Raw genomic sequence first — 22,208 nt, 5'->3', positions numbered from 1 at the left:
GTGGATATCTGCCAAGCTTTGAATTTTTGCCACAAGTGGATTGATGATGGGTAAAATGTGTTGCGGTTCGTTCCTCACCAGCAACCTACGAAGCACCTTGTAGGTTGCTGGTGAGGAACGAACCGCAACATGTTTTTTAAATTAATAACGATCTATTTTGTTACAACCTCAACCCAATACCCCTTAGTCTTCGCATGTATTTTTTCATTGTACATAGCACTGGTATGCCAGCCGGGTAAATAAAATTTACCGGCATAACTCGCATTTAAAATTATGCGTAGCGTGACGCTGGTTTGGTTGCGGTCTTGGTAGCGGTAGTTCCAATAGTAATCGCGCCACAAACTGAAGTAGGCGAGTACGCGGTCGTCGCGGATGTCCATGTAGTCGATACCTTTGGGCATTTGGGCGCCTTCGAGGCGTTCGTTGCGGATTTGCCAACCGCTCGGCACTACGGCAGTGAGTGCGATGTTTTCGATATTGCGGGTGAGCAATTTATCGAACTCGCCGGTGATGGTGACTTCTGCAACAAAATCTTGCCCTTGGGGTAATTGTTCAACGCTGATTCGTTTGTTATCCAGCGTTAAAAAATCCACTTGCATCGTTAAACCATCATTGCTTGGCTCTTCCAATAAGTTGGCAGGAATGCCGCGATTGCTTACTAATACGCGGATAGGTTTGTCGTGATCGTTACGCACACTAACTTGCGGATTATTAATCGCAGTGCGGAAAAATGCGTTGTTGCTGGATTGTGTCAGCCAAGTATTTTCACCGGCTTGTCCGCCTGATTGCGAGTAGGCGAATTTCACTCCGTTGCTGCTCACATTTGCTGCCGAAAATTCACTCATGGCCAATAGCGCCCACGCGATACTTTGGGTGGAATACCAACCTTCGCCGGATAAATCTTTGGCAACTTGTTCCGCTACTTGCCAGGTCAAATCTTTATCGGCATTGACGCTAACTAATGTTGCAAGCAACAAACCTCGGTCGCGCATATCCGAGCCGTAGGTATAACCGGCATCGGCATAAACCGGCACGCTGTTGGAGATTTCACCCAGCACATCTTGCGCGGCATCCTTTAAACCCACATGTTGATAGGCCATAGCGAGTAACCAGCGCGCGGGCATGCGGTAATCTTGCCATTTGTTATTGGCATTGTTTTTCATGGTTTCGCGCAAACGGTTCATCGCAGGTAACTCGGCTTTATCTGCCAGTGCAAGTGTATAGAGGCGATAGGCCAATACCACTTCGTCGTAATAGTTGCCGTTAATTTGCGGATTTCGCGCTGCGCTTGCCTGATACTTGATCCAATTATTGAGCAAGGTTTTTGGCACGGAATAACCAGCGCGTTTTGCTTCCAATAAAAAATGTCCGGCGTAACTCGATGCCCACTCATTCACATAACCATCACCCGGCCAGTAAGAAAAACCACCGCTGGCGTGTTGGAAACTGCTCAGGCGTTTAATGCCGGCTTTAATATTGTTTTCAATTTCCACCTGTTGTGATTCAGTTAAATTCACCAGTTTTGCCAAACGCAATTGCGGGAAAACAGCGGAAGTTGTTTGCTCAATACAACCGTGCGGATAACCGATTAAATATTCCAAACGCTGTTCAAGGTTGAGCGGCGGTAGTGTGCTGACTTCAAGGCTCGCTTGGTTGGTGCCGATCATGCCGTTTTGTTGCAGCGTTGATTTCCAGGTCTCGCCCGGTTGCAATAATTTGGATTCCCAAACCGTAGTTGGTGGGTTTGCAGCGCGTGAGTCGATGTAAATTTCTTGCGTGGCAGACTCGTTGCCAGAGCGCGCAGTAATTTTTACATGGCCTTTGCCGATGCGATCATTCACTTTGAGTTGTAAACTCGCGATGGCATCACCCGGCTCATTAAAACTCAGTGTGGCACTGCCTTTTTCTACGGTGAAAATGTCATTGGCTTCAACAGAAATTTCCACATCGCGAATATTGGCTTCGCTGACAAATACATTCACCGGTAAATTCACTGATTCACCCGGGCCGAGTACACGGGGCAAGGTGGCAAAGAGTGTGACTGGTTGTGTGACCGTGACAGTTTTTTCAATGCTGCCGTAGGCACTAATCGCTTCGGTTTTCTTTTTACTCGCTTGCTGTTGCGAAAGGGAGGCGGTATCGCCACTGACCAGCATAACCCGCACCGCGCCCATATAAGGCGGCAAGGTAATTTTATGTTCGCGAGTTTCACCGGCTTTTAATTCAAAGGCACCGAGGAATTTTACTACTGGTGGAAAACGGCGCTCGCGGCGTTTGCGCTCTGCTTCCAGCGCGGCATCGGAACCACCGATGGCCAATACGCGTTCGAGTGACGCACCGTAACCACCAACTACTTGGTCAAATAAATCCCAGGTGCGCACACCGAGTGCTTCGCGTTTGTAAAAATAATCGTGTGCATCCGGCGCATGGAAATTGGTGAGGCCGAGCAGACCTTCATCCACCATCGCCAAGGTATAAGTCATCGCGCGTTGATTTTGTTCGCTGACTTTAATTACAAATTCAGATTCGGGGCGCACTTTTTCCGGCACATCTAATTGTGGAATTAAACGTGTGGCAGGGTCTTCTACCAGCAGTGGCACTATGCCGTACAAACGCATCGGTGCATCGGCAACACGTTCTTGATGCGGCAATAACAAGGCGACGTTTGCATAAACATTCGGTGCCATGGCTTGGGTGACGGGAATATCTATTTCAGTTTGACCCGGTTGCAAATCCAACCAGCGCGATTCCAATACCTGGCTGCCATTTTCAATACTTAATAAAATGCGACCTTCACGCGCCTTGGGTAAACGTACTTTGGCAATATCGCCAACGCTGTATTTTTCTTTGTCGGTGGAGAGCATTAATTGGGTGGCGGAATCGGCATTGGCCGATGAGTTATAACTCCAGCCTAAATAAACCACTTCGCCAGCGCAGTGACCCTCTTCACCCGCATCCAGATCACACACACGAATAATATGGCGACCCCAATCGTATTGATTTTTTTCCAGTTTCCAATTGATGCGGCCATTGTTATCGCTCACCAAAGTTTCGGTGGTTACTGCGCGATGCGATGAGTTACTAAAATATTCCGCGAGGTTTTCACTCTCTTCATCCCACCACCAGCGCCAGCCGATTGCATACACACTCACTTCAACGGTGCGTTGCGCTTCGGCTTTACCTTGGTTATTTAAAGTTTGAATAAGTACCGGGTGATCTTCGTCGCGGCTAATCGCATCCATATAGCCACTGCCCTTGGGAATATTAATGCCGACCCAACTGTCAAACGGCAGCAATTCGTATGGGCGCAAAATTGTGCTGAAGTTGCCGCTCTCTTCAAACACGCGGGTCATAAAAGATGCAGTCAGTTTGCCCGGCGGGGGCGATGACAAACTCACATTGACGGGGAAACTGGCGTTGCCGGTTTCATCTAATTTTCCATCAAATACTTTTTGTGTGCTGCCAGAAAAACTGCGCACCGGGTCGTCAAAATTAAATTGTTCAAAACCGGCAAACACGGATTTGCGTGAACTCAATTTTAATTCGGAATCGGCTTTTAAATTTTTGGCCGTTGCGCCCTGCAACCATTGTGCAAAGAGCGTGACTTGCGTTGGCATATTGCCAATGCGCAGCGGTGTTTCGGCGGGAGTTAAATCTACCTTGATGCGATTGGGCACCACCATTTCGATTTTTAATAGTTGATCGAAGTAGCGATTGCCCACATGTACCACGGCGCGATAATTTCCGGTCGGCGCAGTTTCTTCGGTTTTTAAGTTAAACGTATAAAAATCATTAACCGGTTGCACATTGGTTTGGCTGACAACTTTTTTGCCGCTCGGGTCAAACAAATCCAAAGTGACCGGGTGATTCGCCGGTAGCTGTTGGGTTTTATCTTCCAAGATAAAGGTGAGAAAAATATCGTCGCCCGGGCGCCACACATCGCGCTCGCCGTAGAGAAAACCTTTTAAGCCACCTTTGATATGTTCACCGCTCACATCAAATTGATTAGTAGGCAAGGCTTCGCTGGTGCGCACACGCAAGTAACCAATTTGTTTGCCCTTGCGCGCCTCCACATAAAACGGCACACCGTCGGTAGTGATTTGTACCATGCCGTAATTATCAGTGGTGCCTTGGCCAATCGGTTGGCGTTGATAATTGTACGCGGTGATCTCAGTTCCGCTCATGGGTTGGGCGCTGCTGAGTTCGGTGCTGATCACATGCAGCTGATTGCCATCGCCACGTTTGGCCATTAAACCAATATTGGACACCAGAAAATTGCGCGCCGAGGCAACTTCATCGCCGTAGTAATAATAGGTATCGTCGCAGGGATTATTGCGCTCGCTGTAGTTGTAATAACCGCGCGATTGATAATATTGTTGATACCAAGCCGGTTCTTCAACACGGTCGTAATAATTTTCGCCGTCGGAACTTTCGGGCATTTTTGCGACAGGTTCAGTGGGGCGCGGCTGCTCACAAGTGTAAATAGAATTGCTGCGGTCGATACGCAATTCCAAACGAATCAATCCGTCGGGATGCTGCGCCATTAATTCCGACAAATCCAAATTAAAACGCTCAACACCGCCGCGAGGAATTTCCGGTAGGCGATAGGTTTTGCGCCACAAATAACGCCCGGTATCTTCTGCAGCGGTTGCGGCGGTGAGTTGATAATCCTGTAAATATTGGCCGACATTATTGGCAAATACTTTAAAGGCGATGACTTGTACTGAATCCACCCCTGCTGCTTCAAAGGGCACAGAAATTTGGCTGGCCGGTGGCAGAATTGATGTGTTGCCGACAAAACGTACTAATGGTTTTACTAAATTCAGCACGATTTTTTGTTGGTAATCATTGCCGAGGCTTTTGTATTTTTTGCTGTTGACACTGCCGCTGACTACTAATTCCAATTCGCCGGAATCCAATTCTTCCGGGGTGTAGCGCAGCACGCTGCCGTCTACCACCGCATTGACGGTTTTACCGGCGAGGGTCACCAAGCCGCTGAGATTTTGGGTACTGTCGAGCTCATCGGAAAATTGAATTTCAATCGCGGTATTGGGTTTGCGAATGACTTGCACGCCGGTAATTTGAAACGCTTTTTGCGCGGGAATTTCCAAATCCCGCGCGCCTTTATCGGTTGAACCCAGCGCAGCGCCATCCCACTGCAAATGAATATTGCCGGTTGTATCACCGCGCTGAATATCGGTAACTAAAAACGAATGGGTTTTGCCGTCCAGCTCTTGTGTCCAAACTGCATTGGTGGCATCGCCATTGACTTGAATGCTTAACACTTTTTTTACCGCATCCAAATTGACTGTGTCAGCTGTTGTGATGGCGCCGCTGAGTTGCATCAGGTCTTCATCATCTTCCTGCACGCTCAAGCTGTTCACGCGCAAATCAAAATCCTGTTTGATGGTGCGCACGGTAAATTCAAAATCGTCGAGCGAGTCTTCTATTCCCTCCAGGCCTTTGGCGCGCAGACGAATACGAATTTTTGTATCGTTGGGTAACCGCTCAATCGGCGCTATGCGCAATTCAGTGGTGGAGGTAAAAGTGAGGTTTACTGGTGTTTTGGTATCGAGTGAAATCTGTTTGGGGTCAAACGCGGTATTCACTTCGGCGGCGCTAATGACCGGGTGGGTAAAACGAATGTACATAGGTGCTTCAGCGGCAATCCAGCGCTTGGGGTAATCCGCAATATGCGCCTCCCAGCTGGGTGCAATAACATCCGCTTTTTCTACCGCCTCGGTAGCGGGTGTGGTTTCTTGCTCGGGGGTGGATTTGTCGCAGCCGCCGAGCAATAAACTCAACAATGCAATGGCACACCATGAAGACCAATGAACACGCATATTATTTCCCTGTTTGGTTGTGATTGGTTTTGAAATTGTTTCAGCCGGAGTGGCTTTAATGAGTTTCTTTGTCGCCAGGTGCTTCAAATGCTGGTCGATAGCGAACAGCTTTACTCATAATTCGATACCACCTAGTTCGTTTTCGATCTGTTCAATACTGGGCAGGCTGGTTTGTAATTCGGCGGGCAGTGATTCAAGCAATTTGTACTCGGCAATGCCCATGGGCTGAGTTTTGTCGCTCAATGCATATTCAGCCACAATTTTATTTTTGCTCTTGCACAGCAACAGGCCAATCGTCGGGTTGTCCTGTTCACTTTTGATCTGGCGATCCACAGCAGTGAGGTAAAACCCAAGTTGACCCAGATGTTCGGGTTTGAACTTGCCGCCCTTGAGTTCAATCACCACATAGCAGCGCAGCTTGAGGTGATAAAACAGTAAGTCGATGAAAAACTCATCGCCGCCCACATCCAGCAGCACTTGTCGTCCGACAAACGCAAAACCTGCGCCCAGTTCCAATAAAAATTCGGTGACGTGTTTCACCAGTCTCTGCTCGACATCCCGTTCTTGCGCTTCCTCGGTCAGCCCCAAAAAATCGAAGCGGTAGGGGTCTTTTAGGGATTCAAGCGCGAGATCAGACTGAGGTTTGGGTAAGCTGGTTTCGAAGTTTGTTACGGCTGTGCCGTTCCGCTCGTGCAAGCGGGTTTCGATTTGCATTACTAACACATTGCGCGACCAGTTGTGTTCTATGGCTTTAGCGGCATACCAACCCCGCTCAGTTGAGCTGGATAATTTGTCCAGCAGAGCCAACTGGTGGTACCAAGGCAATTGTGCAAGCACCGCTTGCACAAATTCAGCTTCCGGCCAAGCTTCGGCAAAGGCACGCATGTATTTGAGATTGCGCGGCGAAAACCCTTTCATCTCTGGAAAGGCCGCGCGTAAATCATGCGCCAAACGCTCAATCACCTTGGCTCCCCAGCCCTGTTCTGCCTGCCGCACCAAAATATCACGCCCGATCTGCCAGTACAGTAAAACCAATTCGCGATTGACTGCCAGCGCAGCGCCCTGCTGGGCGCTGTGGATACGGGATTTCAGCTCAATCAGCCAATCGGTGTAGCCGGTAGGTGCGGGGGTTAGGGAGATGGGTTGATCGGTCATTTCAGTGCATCCTTGAGCGCTTGGCGATAGTGTTTTTTCTCGCGTTTATCATCCAGCCTTCCTCTTAATCTATGTGTGCTTGTGCCTTGCTAGAGTTTGGCGTTTTTATGAAAAAATGGCGAAGGTGTTTTTCACACATTCGCCATCGAGTCAGCAAGAAATTTGCGGTTTTATTGCTTTACACAGTCAACGTAATAATCTTTTTTGCCATTCACTTCCCGTTTTACCAAGCCGTGTACGTCGGTTTCAAAGCCGGGGAACTTCTCGTTGAAGTCGCGCGCGAATTTCAAATAATCGACGATGGTTTTGTTAAAGCGCTCACCTGGAATCAACAGTGGAATACCTGGCGGATAAGGTGTTAACAAAATCGAGGTGATGCGGCCTTCGAGTTGATCGATAGGTACACGCTCGATTTCGCGGTGCGCCATTTTGGCAAAGGCATCAGACGGCTTCATCGCCGGTTGCATATCGGACAAATACATTTCGGTTGTTAGGCGTGCAACATCGTAAGCTTTGTAGAAATCATGAATTTGCTGGCACAAATCGCGCAGACCCATACGCTCGTAGCGCGGATTCGCTTGTGCGAATTCCGGCATGATGCGCCACATCGGCTGGTTTTTGTCGTAGTCATCTTTAAATTGTTGCAACGCTGCTACCAAGGTATTCCAGCGGCCTTTGGTGATGCCGATGGTGAACATGATGAAGAAAGAATAGAGGCCGCACTTCTCGATGATTACGCCGTTTTCGGCGAGGTATTTGGTCACAATCGACGCCGGAATACCGGTTTCATCGAACTGGCCATTTACGCGCAGGCCGGGGTTGACGATGGTGGCTTTGATCGGGTCGAGCATGTTGAAGTTCGGCGCAAGTTTGCCGAAGCCATGCCAGTTGTCGTCGCTGCGCAGTATCCAGTCGTCGCGGGTGCCAATGCCTTCTTCGGCAAACTCATCTGGCCCCCAAACCTGGAACCACCAATCTTGACCCCACTCTTCGTCGACTTTTTTCATCGCGCGGCGGAAATCCAGCGCTTCAAAAATGGATTCTTCTACCAGCGCATGACCACCGGGTGCTTCCATCATGGCCGCGGCTATATCGCAAGACGCGATAATTGAGTACTGCGGCGAAGTGGAGGTGTGCATCAGATAGGCTTCGTTGAACGCATCCTGATCCAGCTTCACTTTCTCCGATTCACGCACCAAGACTTGTGATGCTTGCGATAAACCCGCGAGCAGTTTGTGTGTGGACTGGGTAGAGAAAATCATCGACTCTTTCGCGCGCGGGCGATCTTTGCCAATCGCGTGCATGTCTTTATAGAACTCGTGGAAAGTGGCGTGCGGCAGCCAGGCCTCATCGAAATGGAGCGTATCGATTTTGCCGTCGAGCATATTTTTCAAGGTCTCAACGTTGTACACCACACCATCGTAGGTGGATTGGGTGATGGTGAGGATACGTGGCTTTTTGTTTTTGGCTTCGCGCGCGAAGGGGTTAGCTTCGATCTTGCGGGCGATGCTCTCCGGGGTGAACTCTTCCAGCGGAATCGGCCCGATAATGCCGAGGTTGTTGCGCGTTGGCATGAGGAACACGGGAATCGCACCGGTCATGATGATCGAGTGCAGAATCGATTTATGGCAGTTGCGGTCAACCACAACGATATCGCCCGGCGCCACGGTGGAGTGCCACACCATTTTGTTGGATGTGGAAGTACCGTTGGTCACAAAGTAGCAGTGGTCGGCGTTGAAAATACGCGCGGCATTGCGTTCAGACGCGGCGATAGGGCCGGTGTGGTCGAGCAACTGGCCGAGTTCTTCCACCGCGTTACACACGTCGGCGCGCAGCATATTCTCGCCAAAGAATTGGTGGAACATCTGGCCGATAGGCGATTTCAAAAAGGCCACGCCACCGGAGTGACCGGGGCAGTGCCAGGAGTAGGAGCCGTCCTGCGCGTAGTGCACCAGGGCGCGGAAAAACGGCGGTGCCAAGCCATCGAGGTAAGATTTGGCTTCGCGGATAATATGGCGCGCCACGAATTCGGGCGTATCCTCGAACATGTGAATGAAACCGTGCAGCTCGCGCAAAATATTGTTGGGAATATGGCGCGAGGTGCGGGTTTCACCGTACAAATAAATCGGGATGTCGGCGTTTTTGTAGCGAATCTCTTCCACAAAGGCGCGCAGAGATTTGAGTGCGTGGTCGGTCTCTTCAAGCGAACCGCTGCCGAACTCTTCATCGTCAATCGACAAAATAAACGCAGAGGCGCGCGATTGCTGCTGCGCGAATTGCGACAGGTCACCGTAGCTGGTAACACCAACTACCTCCCAGCTTTCTTTTTCGATAGCGTCCGCAAGGGCGCGTATGCCTAAACCCGAGGTGTTCTCGGAGCGAAAGTCTTCGTCGATGATGACGATGGGAAAGCGAAATTTCATGGAGTCTCCATAAAAGGTGTAGTGCTGGAGTTTCACTTGCTGGCGTGACGCCTCTGGGTGCTGCTTGTTAGGTATTACTTGTAAGGTATTGCTGGGCTGGTTGCGTGGCGCATCGTCCGGCCAGCCTACCTGAGGGGCAAGCCGAGGAAAACCGGACGCGATTTGGAGCCATTTGGCCGTACACTCACCGGTAGTTAGCTTAGCTCCAAACCAGTGCAACTGAGGCGGCGATTGTAATCCACTTGGGCAGATTCAAACACCCATTTATGACAATCAGAAGTCAATTGGTGCAGATTACTCTGTTGCAGGTGCGTTCTTATCGGGTGCAGGCTTGGCTGGATTTAGAATCGCATCCTCGGCTATCACCTTGAGTGCGGCGGGCATGGCTTTATCGATCAGCTGCTGTTCTTGCGCTGTGGGCACTTTATAGCCGCGCGGCCAAACACCATCGAAATAATCCCAACCATAACCCCAGCGGTAATTGTTCATCCAATAAGGGCTGCCGCCCCAGCGCACATTGGTATAAATGTAATTGGCCATGCCGGAACCTTGTGCTTCTTTGACACAGGCTTGAATGCGCTCATCGGACGCTTTGCGCTGAGCTTCGCTGCCGCCTTTCCAATAGTCCAGATCGTGGGCAACACAGCAGTGGCGCCAGAGGTTAGGCTGCTCTGGCGTGCCGTCAATCCACAGCGAACAGCCATCGGTGGTAAAAGGTTTAAGGCTGTTTGCTTGGCAGGCCGTTGTTAAAAAAAGGCACGCGATAATAAAACCAATGCCGCGCATAAGTGTGTTCTTCCTTCCGCACAGTTGAAAATGAGGGTTATCTGTAGCGGTGGGGATTTTACGCAATGAGGTTCGAAAAACTACCAAAATTTTCCGTTGGCCTGCAGACAGGCTTTCAGTGTCTGTGCAGCGGTGCAATAGCTGCTCAATGTCAGTACAATGCGGCCACCCCGCCCGCTTGGGTTGCCAGCCTTTGGATTCCACTATGAACGATAAAAAAACCACCCACTTTGGCTTTCAAGAAGTTCCGGTTGAAGAAAAAGCCGAACGTGTGGCCGAGGTCTTTCACTCAGTCGCCGCCAAATACGATGTGATGAATGATTTGATGTCGGGGGGCGTACATCGCCTGTGGAAGCGTTTCACTATTGAAGCCTCTGGTGTGCGCGCCGGGCACAAGGTGCTGGATATAGCCGGCGGCACCGGCGACTTAAGTTATCAGTTCGCCAAGCTGGTTGGCGCCAACGGACAAGTGGTGTTGGCCGATATCAACGCCTCCATGCTCGGTGTAGGTCGCGACCGCCTGACTGATCGCGGCATTGCCGGCAATATCAATTTCGCCCAGTGCGATGCGCAATTTCTGCCGTTTCCCGACAATACCTTCGATTGCATCACCATCGCCTTTGGCCTGCGCAATGTGACCGACAAAGATCTCGCCCTGCGCTCCATGCAGCGCGTATTAAAACCGGGCGGGCGTTTGTTGGTGCTGGAGTTCTCCAAACCGCAGAGCGAAATCCTAAGCAAAATTTACGACACCTATTCCTTTAAAGTGCTGCCGTTTATGGGCAAGCTGGTGACTAACGATGCCGAGAGCTACCGCTACCTCGCCGAATCGATTCGCATGCACCCCGATCAGCAAACCTTAAAAGACATGATGGACAACGCCGGTTTTGTGCGCACCGAGTTCCACAATATGACCGGCGGCATAGTCGCGCTGCACAAAGGCATCAAACCTTAATGGCCAACACTTTCGCCCTTGCCGCCCTTGCCAGCGCGGAAAAAATGCTCAACACCGCGCTGCGCTATGACCCAGCCACGCGCATAGGTCTTGCGCAGTTGGAAGGCAAAATTCTCGCGCTGCAGATCACTGCGCCCGCCATCACTGTATTTGTGATGCCGATGGACGATGAGCTGCGTTTGATGGGTAATTGGGAGGGCGATGTGGATACCCGCATCACCGGCTCGCTGTTGGCCTTGGCGCAGCTTGGGCAAAAAGAAGTGCATAACTTAAAAGACAGCGGTGTAACGGTGATGGGCGATTTAACTCTGCTCGCCGATTTGCAGCGCTTGCTGAAAAATCTCGATATCGACTGGGAAGAAATGCTCAGCCAATTCACCGGCGATATTATCGGCCACCAGGCGGCACAAGTGATTCGCGCCAAATTCGGCTGGATGAAAGATCGCGCCCAAAGCGCCCAGCGGCTCACCAGCGAATTCCTGACCGAAGAATTAAAAACCCTGCCGGGCAAACCCGAGTTGGAAGATTTTTATCGCCAAGTGGATGACGTGCGTTTGGCAGTAGATCGCGCCGCCGCGCGTGTTGAAAAACTCATCGCGGAGCGGAAACCCTAGGTTTGGGCGGGCCGCGTAGGCTGGGGAACGAACCCCAACAAAGCAACGCCGATTAATCACTTTAAATATCCAATCCCATTCGCGTCACGAAAGGAATTTGTCGTAGTGTGCGAATAAGTCATGTTGGGGTTCGTTCCTCACCGCCAACCTACGATAGAGCAAAAAAAGAGAATATTATTTGTGATCGTGTTCTTCCGTTTATTAAAAATCCTGCGGGTCTTTGCCCGTTATCGCTTGGATCAATTGCTGCCTGCCAATATTCCTTTTGCGGCGCGCGCATTGTTGTTTTTCTTTAAGTTGTTTCCGCAGCCCCGTACAGCCACGGGTGAAAAAATGTCGCGCGGTGAATGCCTGCGCCGCGCCTGTGAAGATCTCGGTCCCATCTTTGTAAAATTTGGTCAGCTGCTGTCCACCCGCCCGGATTTAATCCCCGAGGATATAGTGCAGGAGTTGAACTACCTGCAAGATAAGGTGGCGCCTTTTGCCAATGAAGAATTCCTGGCTATTGTGGAAAGCTCACTGGGCGCCAAGGTCGGCGATATTTTTGCAAGCTACGAACATGCGCCGCTGGCGTCGGCCTCAGTAGCGCAAGTTCACACCGCCGTATTAAAAGATGGCCGCGACGTAGTCATTAAAGTCATTCGCCCCGGCATCGAAAAAATTATCGCGCAGGATGTTGAGCTCTTGTTGTTGGTGGCGCGCTGGGTGGAAAACAATACGCTCGATGGCAAGCGCTTGCATCCGGTCGAAATAGTTGAGGATTATCGCACGACCATTTTTGATGAGTTAGATCTGCAGCGCGAAGCTGCCAACGCATCACAATTGCGCCGCAACTTCTTAAATTCGTCACTGCTCTATGTGCCGGAAATTCATTGGGATTACACTCGCAGCAATGTATTGGTGATGGAGCGTATCTACGGTATTCCCGTCACCAATATGGCCGCACTTAATGCGCAAAATACTGATTTGAAAAAACTGGCCGAGCGCGGGGTAGAGATTTTTTTCACCCAAGTGTTTGAGCACAATTTTTTCCACGCCGATATGCACCCGGGCAATATTTTTGTCGCGACTAAAAATCCGCAATTGCCGCAGTACATTGCGGTGGATATGGCGATTGTTGGTTCACTCACCCGCGAAGACCAATACTATTTAGCGCGCAACCTGCTCGCCATGTTCCGCCGCGATTATCGCCAGGTGGCCGAGTTGCATGTGCAAAGTGGTTGGGTGCCGAACACTGTTCGCGTAGAGGAATTAGAAGCGGCGATTCGCACCGTATGCGAACCGATTTTTGAAAAACCGTTGAAAGAAATTTCCTTCGCCAATGTGCTGCTGAGTTTATTCCGCACCGCGCGCCGGTTTGATATGGAAGTGCAGCCGCAATTAGTATTGCTGCAAAAAACTTTGCTCAATATTGAAGGCCTTGGCCGCCAGTTGTACCCCGACTTGGATTTGTGGGCGACCGCCCACCCGTTTTTGGAGCGCTGGCTGAAAAATCGTTTCCACCCCAAATCCTTGTGGGGTGAACTCAAACGCTACGCGCCCGAGTGGATGGAAAAATTCCCGCAGGTGCCGGATCTGATTTTCAACAGCTTGCAGCAATTACCACTGATTGCACAAAAACTCGATGCGTTGGAATCCGATATGGCGCAGCGCAATCTGCAGCAGCATCGCGGCCGGCGTAAATTGATCGCACTGGCCGCCTTTGCGGCAGCTGGTTATTTCTTTTATCAAGACACCCAAGGCTCAGCGGTATTGCGCGATTGGCTTATCACCGATGTATCGCCTTCGACCATTGTATTGGCCGCGATTGGTATGGTGGCGCTTTGGTTTAGAAAATAGCAGGGTATCTCTAGGCACCGCTACAAAGGGTATTGTGGCACTTAAATCATTAATATCTTCCATTCTGATTTGCCCTAACAAATCTTCATAAGCGGCGCGTAGCTATTCTTTTCCGGTCTGCTATTATCCGATGACAACAATAGTTAAGGACCTTATTGTCATGTCGAGTTCGACGCGTATCCTGCTGGTTGATGATACTCCGGAAAATCTGGATGTTCTCAGTGGCATTCTGGAAGATTTGGATTGCCAATTGATTGTGGCTACATCGGGCGAACGCGCGCTGGAGCTGGCGGCGCGGCGCCTGCCGGATTTAATCCTGCTCGATGTAATGATGCCGGATATGAACGGCTTTGAAGTTTGCACCCGCCTTAAGGCCGAACTGGCCACCACCGAAATTCCGATTATTTTTGTTACCGCCCGCGCCGACGATATCAGCCAGGGCTTTCGTGTCGGCGGCGCCGACTACATCACCAAACCGATCAATGCCGACGAGGTGCGCTCGCGGGTGCGCCATCAGCTGGAGCGGCAAATGATGCTGGCGGAGCTGAAGTCGTTTAACCGCGAACTGGAAGGTAAGGTACGCGAACGCACTGCGGAGCTGACCATCGCCAACCGCCAATTGCGCGAGGAAATTAACGAGCGGCGCTATATGCAAGACCGCCTCAACTACCTCGCCACCCACGATTTTGTCACCCGCCTACACAACCGCAACGCCCTTGAAGCTCACGTCTCAGAACTGCTGGCACGCATTCAAGTACAGGATATCAACGCCTCATTTTTATTAATTGATATCGACCGTTTCCGTTTGATTAATGAAAGCTGTGGCTGTATCGCGGGTGATGAACTCTTGCGTCAGTTTGCCGATAGCATCGCCGGGCTTTTAACTCGCAATGATTTTTTTGCGCGGCTCGGCGGCGACCGTTTTGCGGTAGTCACTTTTTGCGATGAAAGCGATAAAGGTTTGGCACTGGCGCAATCCATCTTGAAGCATTTGGAACAATTTAATTTCCAGTGGGAAGATCGCCAATTCAAATTGGCGGCATCGATTGCCACAGTGCCACTCACCCGCGTTATGGTGAGTTACGATCAGGTGATGCTGGCCGCTGATGAGGTAATTTTTGTTGCCAAGCGCGACGCACGCGGCGGCATTTTCAGTTATGAAGATGCGGCCAAACGCAGCAATTTGCACAAAGACAATATTAACTGGGCTTCACGCTTGGTGGACGCGATACACAGTCAGTTGTTCCGCGCTTATTTCCAGATGATTGAGTTCCTACCGGCGAGTATCGGTGTTGCCCAGCCGCAGTATCGTCTGGAAGTGTTGATTCGTTTGTGGGATGCACCCAACCAGCGAATGATTTCGCCCGGTGAGTTTATCGGCCCAGCTGAGCGGCTGCATTTAATTCCTGAGTTGGACAAATGGATTATTGGTCACACGCTGAATTTATTTGCCCAACATCCCGCTTTGTTAGAACGCTTGGATTTGATTTCGATTAATTTGTCAGCCATTTCGATTCGTGAACCGCAGTTTGCACAATTTATTATCAATACAGTTAGCAATCTGAATTTGCCCGCACATAAATTCTGCTTTGAAATCACCGAGACCCAAGCCATTGTTAATATCGATTCGGCACGGCAATTTATGCAAACCCTGCGTGAACTGGGTTGCCATTTTGCGCTGGATGATTTTGGCAGCGGTTTTGCTTCCTATGCTTATTTACATCAACTCGCATTCGACAAGATAAAAATCGACGGTATTTTTGTGCGCGATATGGATACTGATCCGGCGCATTTTGCGATGGTGAAATCCATTGCAGAAATGGCGACGTCACTGGGTAAAGAAGTCATTGCCGAGTTTGTTGAAACGGAAGAAGTGGCCGCGCAATTGCATAAGCTTGGCGTCAGTTGGGGGCAGGGTTATTACCATCATCGCCCGGAAGAAATGAATTATCAGGCGCTGGAAAAATGCCTGAGCTAATCTGCACAAGGTAAATTATCCGTGCCGCTACTCTCTCGTAAATCTCTGCATCTTTTAATTAAATTGCCACTGCTGAACCTGGGTTTTGCAGTGGCATATTTTTTATTGGTCGAATTTGGCATGGCCTGGAGTTCGCTGACCTCGCAAGTGTCACTGGTTTGGCCTGCGGCTGGTTTGGCATTATTTGGCTTTTTGTTATTTGGTTTGCGTGTATTGCCGGGTGTATTTATTGGCGCGTTTCTGGCGACCCAATGGCTGCACTTTGATGAAACTATCGGGCGCAGTTACACCTCATGGGGCGCAGCTGCTGTTATCGGCGGCGCTGCAGTATTGCAGGCACTGCTGATTGCACGTATTAATCGCGGGGTGTTGAGCAGCAATTTACTGGTTAATTTGCGCCGCACATTAATTTTTATCGCTAGTATTTTTTGTTGCGCAGTAATTTCTTCCGGTGTTGGTATTTATACGCTGCATTATGTAGGCATAGTGTCTGCCGCTGAGTTGGGAAAAAGCTGGGCCTTTTGGTGGATGGGCGACAGCATTGGCATGCTGGTATTTAATTCACTGCTGGCCTGGTTGTTAATTCCACGCATACGTCAAAACACCCATGCACAAGCGTTCCTCTTGTTGAGTGCTGGCATTGGATTGGTATTTTTTCTGGTCTCGGCACTGGGTTATATCGAACATAATGAAGCACAGCGGCTGGCCAAGGCTGCCCATGAAATGACACTCGGCGCGCAACTGGATCCACGCCTTTGGTATCAACCCAGTTGGATTCAAGTGTCAGCCTTGGCGTTGGGATTGACTTTGATTGGATTATTAACCGCTTATATTCGCACGCGCCAGCAGCACGATGAATTGCTGCGCGAAAATCAAAAACGCTTGGAAGATGAAGTTTTATCGCACACCCAAGCGCTGCGCAAAGCGAATGACTGGCTGCTCAATGAGGTGGTGCAGCGCCAGCAAGCGCAGGAGCAATTGCAATCGTCGCAAACCGTATTGCGCGCGCGCGAGCAACATCTGCGAAGCCTGCTCGATAATATTCCCGACCCGGTTTGGTTTAAAAATCTTGACGGTGTGTATATCAGTTGCAATAAAGCGTTTGCCAATATGCTGGGGCAGACAGAAGAAAATATTATTGGCAAAACCGAAGATCAATTAGTCGCACGCGAGCTGGCGGATTTTTTTCGTCATAACGATCAACAAGCATTAAAAACAACTGAGTTGCATCGCTACGAACAATTAATCAGTGTCAATAATCAAACGCAATATTTACTCGACACCTTAAAAGTTGCCGTGCGTGATGAGCAGGGCGATGCGGTGGGAATTCTTGGAATCGGGCGCGATATTTCGGCACAAAAAGATGCTGAAAAACAATTGTCGCTGGCAAAAGAAGCGGCTGAAGAAGCAACCCGTGCCAAAAGCCGCTTTCTCGCCAATATGAGCCATGAGATCCGCACCCCACTTAATGCAGTATTGGGTTATACCCAATTGCTGATGCGCGACGAAAAATTTACCGGCAATCAGCGCGAGCGTTTGCAATTAATTTTAAGTGCAAGCCAGCGTTTGTTAGGTTTGATTAACGATGTATTGGATCTGTCTAAAATTGAATCGGGTGTGCTCAATCTGCGCAAAGAGTACTTTGATTTGCATCAGGAAGTTGCCGATATTCAAGCGATAATGGCGGAGCGCGCGCAGAATAAAGGGTTAAATTTAATCACCCAAGTCGATATGCCTGACCCCTATATCGTGAAAGGCGACCGCCAAAAAATCGGTCAGATTTTATTAAACCTATTGGGCAACGCGATTAAATTTACTCCGCAAGGCAGTGTGAGTTTGTATGTGGCGTATCTTGCCGGTGAAGTGGAATTTGTGATTGGCGATACTGGCCCGGGTATTTCCGAAGAAGAGCTGGCGCAACTATTTGCCGCGTTTAAACAGGGGCAAGCAGGTGAAGATGCCGGCGGAACCGGTCTTGGCCTCACGCTTTCCCGTCACTTGGCGGAAGGCATGGGTGGCAGTTTGCAACTCTCAAGTATTCTCGGCCAGGGAACTCTCGCACATTTGCGTTTGCCCTTGGTCAGTGAAAATGTCACCTTGGATTCGCGCGATACACAATACCAAAATCAGCGCTTACAACTGGGTACCCAGTGCAAAGTATTAGTAGTAGAAGACGATCAATCGAGCTGCGAAATTTTAGTCGATCTATTACAACAAATTGGCTGCGAAACTTACGCCGCACACGATGGCCGCGAAGGGCTCGCTATGTGCCAAGCGCAACAGTTCGATATAGTGTTTACCGATATTCGCATGCCCTATTTAAATGGCTTGGAAATGTTTCGCCGCTTGCGCGCGCTGCCTAATTACAACAATACACCGATAGTGGCGGTATCTGCGTCCAGTCTGGAGCATGAGCGTAGTTATTATCTTGCACAGGGATTTCAGGAATTTATCGGTAAGCCCTACGCTTTTGACGATGTATTCAAAGCCTTGCAGCATCATGCGCAGATTAGTTTTGAGGGCGAAGCTGAACCTGCAACAGAAGACCAACCGCCGGATGATACCTATGTCGATTTAACACAGATCAAACCATTATTACAGGAGTTGGCGGCAACAGCCGCAAGCGGCGATATGACTGCCAGTAAAAAAATCATCGCTGAATTAAATGCTGCCCAACTAGGAAAACAACGCCATTTACAATTAACCCACGCCCTACGCGTATATGATTTGGAAAAGGTGGAGGCATTGAGTAAAGGCTGGTTGGAGCAAAACGTCGCGTCTACCGATTAAAATTGTGTTCCGTTTAATTATTCCATCTCCAACATAAACGTCACCGGCCCATCATTGATTAAACTCACCTGCATATCTGCCGCAAAAATTCCGGTTGCGATCTGAGGGTGTTTGCTGCGCATCTGCGCCACAAAATAATTGTATAGAGCTTCGGCTTGGGCGGGTGGTGCGGCGGAAGAGAAGCTGGGGCGTAGGCCTTTTTTGGTGTCGGCGGCGAGGGTGAATTGGGATACGATTAGAATACCACCGTCGATCTGTTGCACATTGCAATTCATCTTGTTGTGTTCATCCGAAAAGATCCGATAAGCGAGGATTTTGTCGATCAGTTTGTTGGCGGTTTCTTCGCTGTCATTTTTTTGAATGCCGAGCAGTAATAAAATGCCTTGCTCTATCTCTCCGGTAACTTTTTCCTCGACCTTAACGGATGCCTGTTTGACGCGCTGAATTAAACCCAACATAAATAAGCCTGATATTAGTAGTTAGTTAACCGGTTTGACTGATTTGCGGTATTCGCTCGGGGTCATGCCTGCTTTTTTCTTGAATAAGGTGTTGAACGTAGCTTTGCTGTTAAAACCGACATCGAGCATTATATCGAGCATATTTTTATCGGCGTATTGTTGGTCCGCGAGCATGCGCTTGGCTTCTTCAACACGATAGGAATTAATAAATTCGAAAAAATTACATTCAAAATGGCGGTTGATAATGTTGGAGAGCAGGCGCGGTTGCAAGCGCAGTTGGCTGGCAAGTTTATCCAGAGTTAATGCTGGTGTTAGATAAGGTTTTTCTGTCTCCATATGGCGCGAGAGTTGCTCGATCATTTCCGGTTTTATTTTATCTTTTTGTTCTTCAGGTTCCTGCTCATCTTTGGAGGGTTCAGGCTCTTGTGGTGGGCGCAACTCCAACCCTTCAAAAACACTGGAGTGACCAAGGCCAAAAAAGATCAGAATGCTAACCAGCAAGAAAGTAATGTAATTGCCCGCCAAGCCCATAATTTCAAAATTAGTGCTTATGCCAAAACTGATGGACAATATAATCATCACCGCAACTAATACGGCCCAAAAGCGAATTGCCAAGAATCCAAGTACCAGAATTTTTAACCAGGTTAAATCGATTTTGTCGATATCAGAAAAATTGGTGCGTATATGTTGGGTGTAGCGTTTGATTTCGATCAAGCAAATAACACCTAAGGCCACGCGAAACAATTCACGCAACAGGGTGACATAATTCATAATTTGCGGCGCAACAGCTAAATCGTATTGTTCCTGAATTGTTTTTTTGTCGCCCACATCGAGGCTGTAATAAAAAATCAGCTGATAGCCTGCATAGGCAATAAACGGCAGTAAATAAATAATGTCTTTTATCCGCAGGTGATAATCTTTGTAAATCAGCGAGCGGGTATACCAAAGTAATAATGGCCCTTCCAGCCAATAGCCAAAGCCAAACACATAAAATAAATCGGGTGACCATTCAATAGCGATGTGACGAAATGCAGCACCGAAGCTGATTAAAATATCGAGCGGGATGGCAGCTTGTTGCAGCAAGAAAAAAGCGAGAAACACATTGCGAATATATTTGTCGCGTTTAATGGTGAGCAGCAGAAGTGCAAACAGGATGCACTGATAGGCAGTCATTAATAAGACTACATCGTGAGTGTTAAAAATAACGTCATACATAGTTCACTGCTCCGCTGCGGCTGTACGGCATTCTATTAATTGTTGTGATCAGCCTGATCGTCAGTAATGTGGTTATTCTCGCTGGTTTACACAGCGGCAGATCTTGCGCCTGCGAGTTGAATCATAGCATCGAACTCTTTACTGCAAAATAAAACGGAGCCATTTGGCTCCGTTATTGACTGCTTATTCGCTGGCCTCAGGCTAATTGATCGCCACTGGTATGCAGTAATTTTTGCGCTAACTCGTCGGTTGCGCGGATCAGTGCATCCACTATGCCTGGCTCGCGAGAGGCGTGACCCGCCTCGCGGATAATCTGCAATTTGGAGCCCGGCCAAGCTTTGTGCAGCGCGTAGGCGTTATCGAGCGGGCAGATCACATCGTAACGGCCATGCACTATGGTGCCGGGAATATCGGCAAGTTTATGGGCGTCGCGCAAAATTTGGTTGGGTTCCAAAAATGCATTATTCATAAAATAGTGCGCTTCAATACGCGCGAGTGACAGGGCGCGGTGCGGTTCGGTGAAAGAATCGACGACATCCTGACAATGCTTGAGCGTTGCGGTGCGCCCTTCCCAGCCCGACCAGGTTTTAGCGGCAGTCATTTGCTGAATTTGGTTTTCGCCGGTGAGCTGGCGATAGTAGGCTGCGATCATATCGCCGCGTTCTGCTTCGGGAATCTGTGCTTTAAAGTCATCCCAGTAGTCGGGAAACAAGCGGCTGGCACCTTCCTGATAAAACCACAGCAAGTCTTCGCGGCGACATAAAAAAATGCCGCGCAAAATCAAACCCAGTACCCGCTCGGGATAGGTCTGTGCATAGACCAGGCTGAGGGTAGAGCCCCAGGAGCCGCCAAACAGTACCCATTTATCGATACCGAGGCTGGTGCGGATAACTTCTATATCTTCCACCAATTTTTGCGTACTGTTGTTTTGCAATTCTGCGTGGGGGCGCGAGCGACCGGCACCGCGTTGGTCGAACAGAACAATGCGATAGACTTCAGGGTCGAAAAAACGGCGATCATACTTGCCACAACCCGCGCCGGGGCCGCCGTGTACAAACAATACGGGGATGCCATCGGGGTTGCCGGATTCATCGACATACAATTCGTGGGGAGGCTCTACGGCAATTTGGTGACGCTGATAGGGTTTTATCTCGGGATAAAAAATCTGCATAAACTCGCCTTGTTCGGGTCAATCACTAAAAGATGTGCACAGGAGTCGCGCCCACTAAAGGTAGCACAGCCGCTTGTGGGTGCGGTCGAATTTCACGGCTAAAACCGAATCTGCGGCACAAATCAGCACTGGGATTGGGCTCAAATAAGGCATTCATCCTCATCCCGGCTAACATCTGGACACTTGCTGACATAAACTGTCAGTGGTGCTCACTAGCATAGCGCATTCGTTTTGTAAGCCAATAGCCCATCCCGAGACTTTTATGCATCGCGCCGAACGCCTTTTTCAGCTCACCACCCTGCTGCGCAATCGCCGCACTGTGCTTACCGCGAAACAAATGAGCGAACACCTGCGTGTCTCCGAGCGCACCATCTACCGCGATATCCAATCACTCAGTTTGTCTGGTGTGCCGATTGAAGGTGAAGCGGGTGTGGGTTATCGCCTCTCCCACCGCTATCAGTTGCCGCCGCTGATGTTTGATCGGGAGGAAGTGGAAGCGTTGTTGCTGGGCGCACGCATGGTCAGCAGCTGGGGCGATACGGATATGGCGATCCACGCCAATCAGGCGATTCAGAAAATTCTTGCTGTGCTGCCCGACCATTTGCGCCACAGCGATGAGAGCCTGCCGTTGCTGGTACCCAATATGGAAGAGGTGCAAAAGTATTACACCGCACACAGCCAGCCGATGCGCGAGGCAATACGTTTGCGTCAGCGGGTGGCGATTGATTATGTGCGCGCCGATGAGCAGCACAGCTCGCGTATTATTGAACCGCTTGGCATGATTTTTTGGGGCAAGGTGTGGACGTTGGTGGCCTGGTGCCATCTGCGCGATGACTATCGCACCTTCAGGTTGGATCGTATCCAAGCGATAGTCGTGACCGATGAAAAATTCGAAACCAGTGAAACGAAAAGTCTTAAACATTTTTTGCAGTTGATGAAAGAAAAATGTGCGCAGGAACCCGATGCAACCGAGCAATAACA

The 22,208-nt window shown here is 49.6% G+C and carries 13 protein-coding genes; 6 read left to right on the top strand and 7 right to left on the bottom strand.

Annotation, left to right across the window (positions count from 1 at the left end; translation table 11 throughout):
• Window positions 1–152: 152 nt before the first annotated feature.
• The 4 genes from AWU77_RS10760 to AWU77_RS10745 all read right to left on the bottom strand — a co-directional run bounded on the left by AWU77_RS10760 (window position 153) and on the right by AWU77_RS10745 (window position 10,207).
• The gene (locus AWU77_RS10760; RefSeq protein WP_062063165.1) at window positions 153–5,843 is read right to left on the bottom strand and encodes an alpha-2-macroglobulin; all 5,691 of its coding nucleotides are present in this window, start codon (window positions 5,841–5,843) and stop codon (window positions 153–155) included.
• A 114-nt stretch (window positions 5,844–5,957) separates the two neighbouring features.
• Window positions 5,958–6,998: a YhcG family protein gene (locus tag AWU77_RS10755; protein WP_062063163.1), complete on the bottom strand. Its 1,041-nt coding sequence runs from the start codon at window positions 6,996–6,998 to the stop codon at window positions 5,958–5,960.
• Between the two features lie 170 nt (window positions 6,999–7,168).
• Window positions 7,169–9,421: an arginine/lysine/ornithine decarboxylase gene (locus AWU77_RS10750; protein ID WP_062063161.1), complete on the bottom strand. Its 2,253-nt coding sequence runs from the start codon at window positions 9,419–9,421 to the stop codon at window positions 7,169–7,171.
• Between the two features lie 294 nt (window positions 9,422–9,715).
• A complete protein-coding gene (locus AWU77_RS10745) occupies window positions 9,716–10,207 on the bottom strand; it encodes a hypothetical protein (protein WP_062063159.1) in 492 nt (163 codons plus the stop codon).
• A gap of 205 nt (window positions 10,208–10,412) precedes the next feature.
• On the opposite strand from AWU77_RS10745, the gene ubiE reads away from it, so the two are divergent.
• The 5 genes from ubiE (at window position 10,413) to AWU77_RS10720 (ending at window position 18,383) form a co-directional block, all read left to right on the top strand.
• Window positions 10,413–11,162 carry a bifunctional demethylmenaquinone methyltransferase/2-methoxy-6-polyprenyl-1,4-benzoquinol methylase UbiE gene (ubiE, locus tag AWU77_RS10740; RefSeq protein ID WP_062063157.1) on the top strand — a complete coding sequence of 250 codons (750 nt, stop codon included), beginning with the start codon at window positions 10,413–10,415 and terminating at the stop codon, window positions 11,160–11,162.
• Window positions 11,162–11,776 (top strand): SCP2 domain-containing protein, encoded by a 615-nt coding sequence (locus AWU77_RS10735; RefSeq protein ID WP_062063155.1) that lies wholly within the window; start codon window positions 11,162–11,164, stop codon window positions 11,774–11,776. Before ubiE ends, AWU77_RS10735 begins: the two co-directional genes overlap by 1 nt.
• Window positions 11,777–11,956: 180 nt before the next feature.
• On the top strand, window positions 11,957–13,615 hold the full coding sequence (ubiB, locus tag AWU77_RS10730) for a ubiquinone biosynthesis regulatory protein kinase UbiB (protein ID WP_062063153.1): 1,659 nt from the start codon (window positions 11,957–11,959) through the stop codon (window positions 13,613–13,615).
• Window positions 13,616–13,775: 160 nt separating this feature from the next.
• Window positions 13,776–15,593: a bifunctional diguanylate cyclase/phosphodiesterase gene (locus AWU77_RS10725; RefSeq protein ID WP_062063151.1), complete on the top strand. Its 1,818-nt coding sequence runs from the start codon at window positions 13,776–13,778 to the stop codon at window positions 15,591–15,593.
• A gap of 21 nt (window positions 15,594–15,614) precedes the next feature.
• On the top strand, window positions 15,615–18,383 hold the full coding sequence (locus tag AWU77_RS10720; protein ID WP_062063149.1) for an ATP-binding protein: 2,769 nt from the start codon (window positions 15,615–15,617) through the stop codon (window positions 18,381–18,383).
• A 17-nt stretch (window positions 18,384–18,400) separates the two neighbouring features.
• On the opposite strand, the gene dtd is transcribed toward AWU77_RS10720, so the two are convergent.
• The 3 genes from dtd to pip form a co-directional block, all read right to left on the bottom strand.
• Entirely contained in the window at window positions 18,401–18,841 is a 441-nt protein-coding gene (gene dtd / locus AWU77_RS10715; protein WP_062063147.1) for a D-aminoacyl-tRNA deacylase, read from the bottom strand.
• Window positions 18,842–18,862: 21 nt separating this feature from the next.
• Complete coding sequence (locus AWU77_RS10710; RefSeq protein ID WP_062063145.1) at window positions 18,863–20,056, bottom strand: AraC family transcriptional regulator; 1,194 nt, start codon at window positions 20,054–20,056, stop codon at window positions 18,863–18,865.
• A 196-nt stretch (window positions 20,057–20,252) separates the two neighbouring features.
• Window positions 20,253–21,227: a prolyl aminopeptidase gene (gene pip, locus AWU77_RS10705; RefSeq protein ID WP_062063143.1), complete on the bottom strand. Its 975-nt coding sequence runs from the start codon at window positions 21,225–21,227 to the stop codon at window positions 20,253–20,255.
• A 262-nt stretch (window positions 21,228–21,489) separates the two neighbouring features.
• Here pip and AWU77_RS10700 point away from each other — a divergent pair, with 262 nt between their 5' ends.
• The gene (locus AWU77_RS10700; protein ID WP_062063141.1) at window positions 21,490–22,206 is read left to right on the top strand and encodes a YafY family protein; all 717 of its coding nucleotides are present in this window, start codon (window positions 21,490–21,492) and stop codon (window positions 22,204–22,206) included.
• Window positions 22,207–22,208 lie beyond the last annotated feature (2 nt).

Origin of the sequence: Cellvibrio sp. OA-2007 (genome assembly GCF_000953825.1) — a bacterium.
In the GTDB taxonomy this organism is placed as follows: Bacteria; Pseudomonadota; Gammaproteobacteria; order Pseudomonadales; family Cellvibrionaceae; genus Cellvibrio.
The sequence above is the reverse complement of the archived record's forward strand: the minus strand, read 5'-3'. Positions and strand labels throughout refer to the sequence as shown.

Coding starts and splice junctions, on each gene's coding strand:
- AWU77_RS10760 (WP_062063165.1), bottom strand. CDS start 5,843: ATGCGTGTTCATTGGTCTTCATGGTGTGCCATTGCATTGTTGAGTTTA.
- AWU77_RS10755 (WP_062063163.1), bottom strand. CDS start 6,998: ATGACCGATCAACCCATCTCCCTAACCCCCGCACCTACCGGCTACACC.
- AWU77_RS10750 (WP_062063161.1), bottom strand. CDS start 9,421: ATGAAATTTCGCTTTCCCATCGTCATCATCGACGAAGACTTTCGCTCC.
- AWU77_RS10745 (WP_062063159.1), bottom strand. CDS start 10,207: ATGCGCGGCATTGGTTTTATTATCGCGTGCCTTTTTTTAACAACGGCC.
- ubiE (WP_062063157.1), top strand. CDS start 10,413: ATGAACGATAAAAAAACCACCCACTTTGGCTTTCAAGAAGTTCCGGTT.
- AWU77_RS10735 (WP_062063155.1), top strand. CDS start 11,162: ATGGCCAACACTTTCGCCCTTGCCGCCCTTGCCAGCGCGGAAAAAATG.
- AWU77_RS10725 (WP_062063151.1), top strand. CDS start 13,776: ATGTCGAGTTCGACGCGTATCCTGCTGGTTGATGATACTCCGGAAAAT.
- dtd (WP_062063147.1), bottom strand. CDS start 18,841: ATGTTGGGTTTAATTCAGCGCGTCAAACAGGCATCCGTTAAGGTCGAG.
- AWU77_RS10710 (WP_062063145.1), bottom strand. CDS start 20,056: ATGTATGACGTTATTTTTAACACTCACGATGTAGTCTTATTAATGACT.
- pip (WP_062063143.1), bottom strand. CDS start 21,227: ATGCAGATTTTTTATCCCGAGATAAAACCCTATCAGCGTCACCAAATT.
- AWU77_RS10700 (WP_062063141.1), top strand. CDS start 21,490: ATGCATCGCGCCGAACGCCTTTTTCAGCTCACCACCCTGCTGCGCAAT.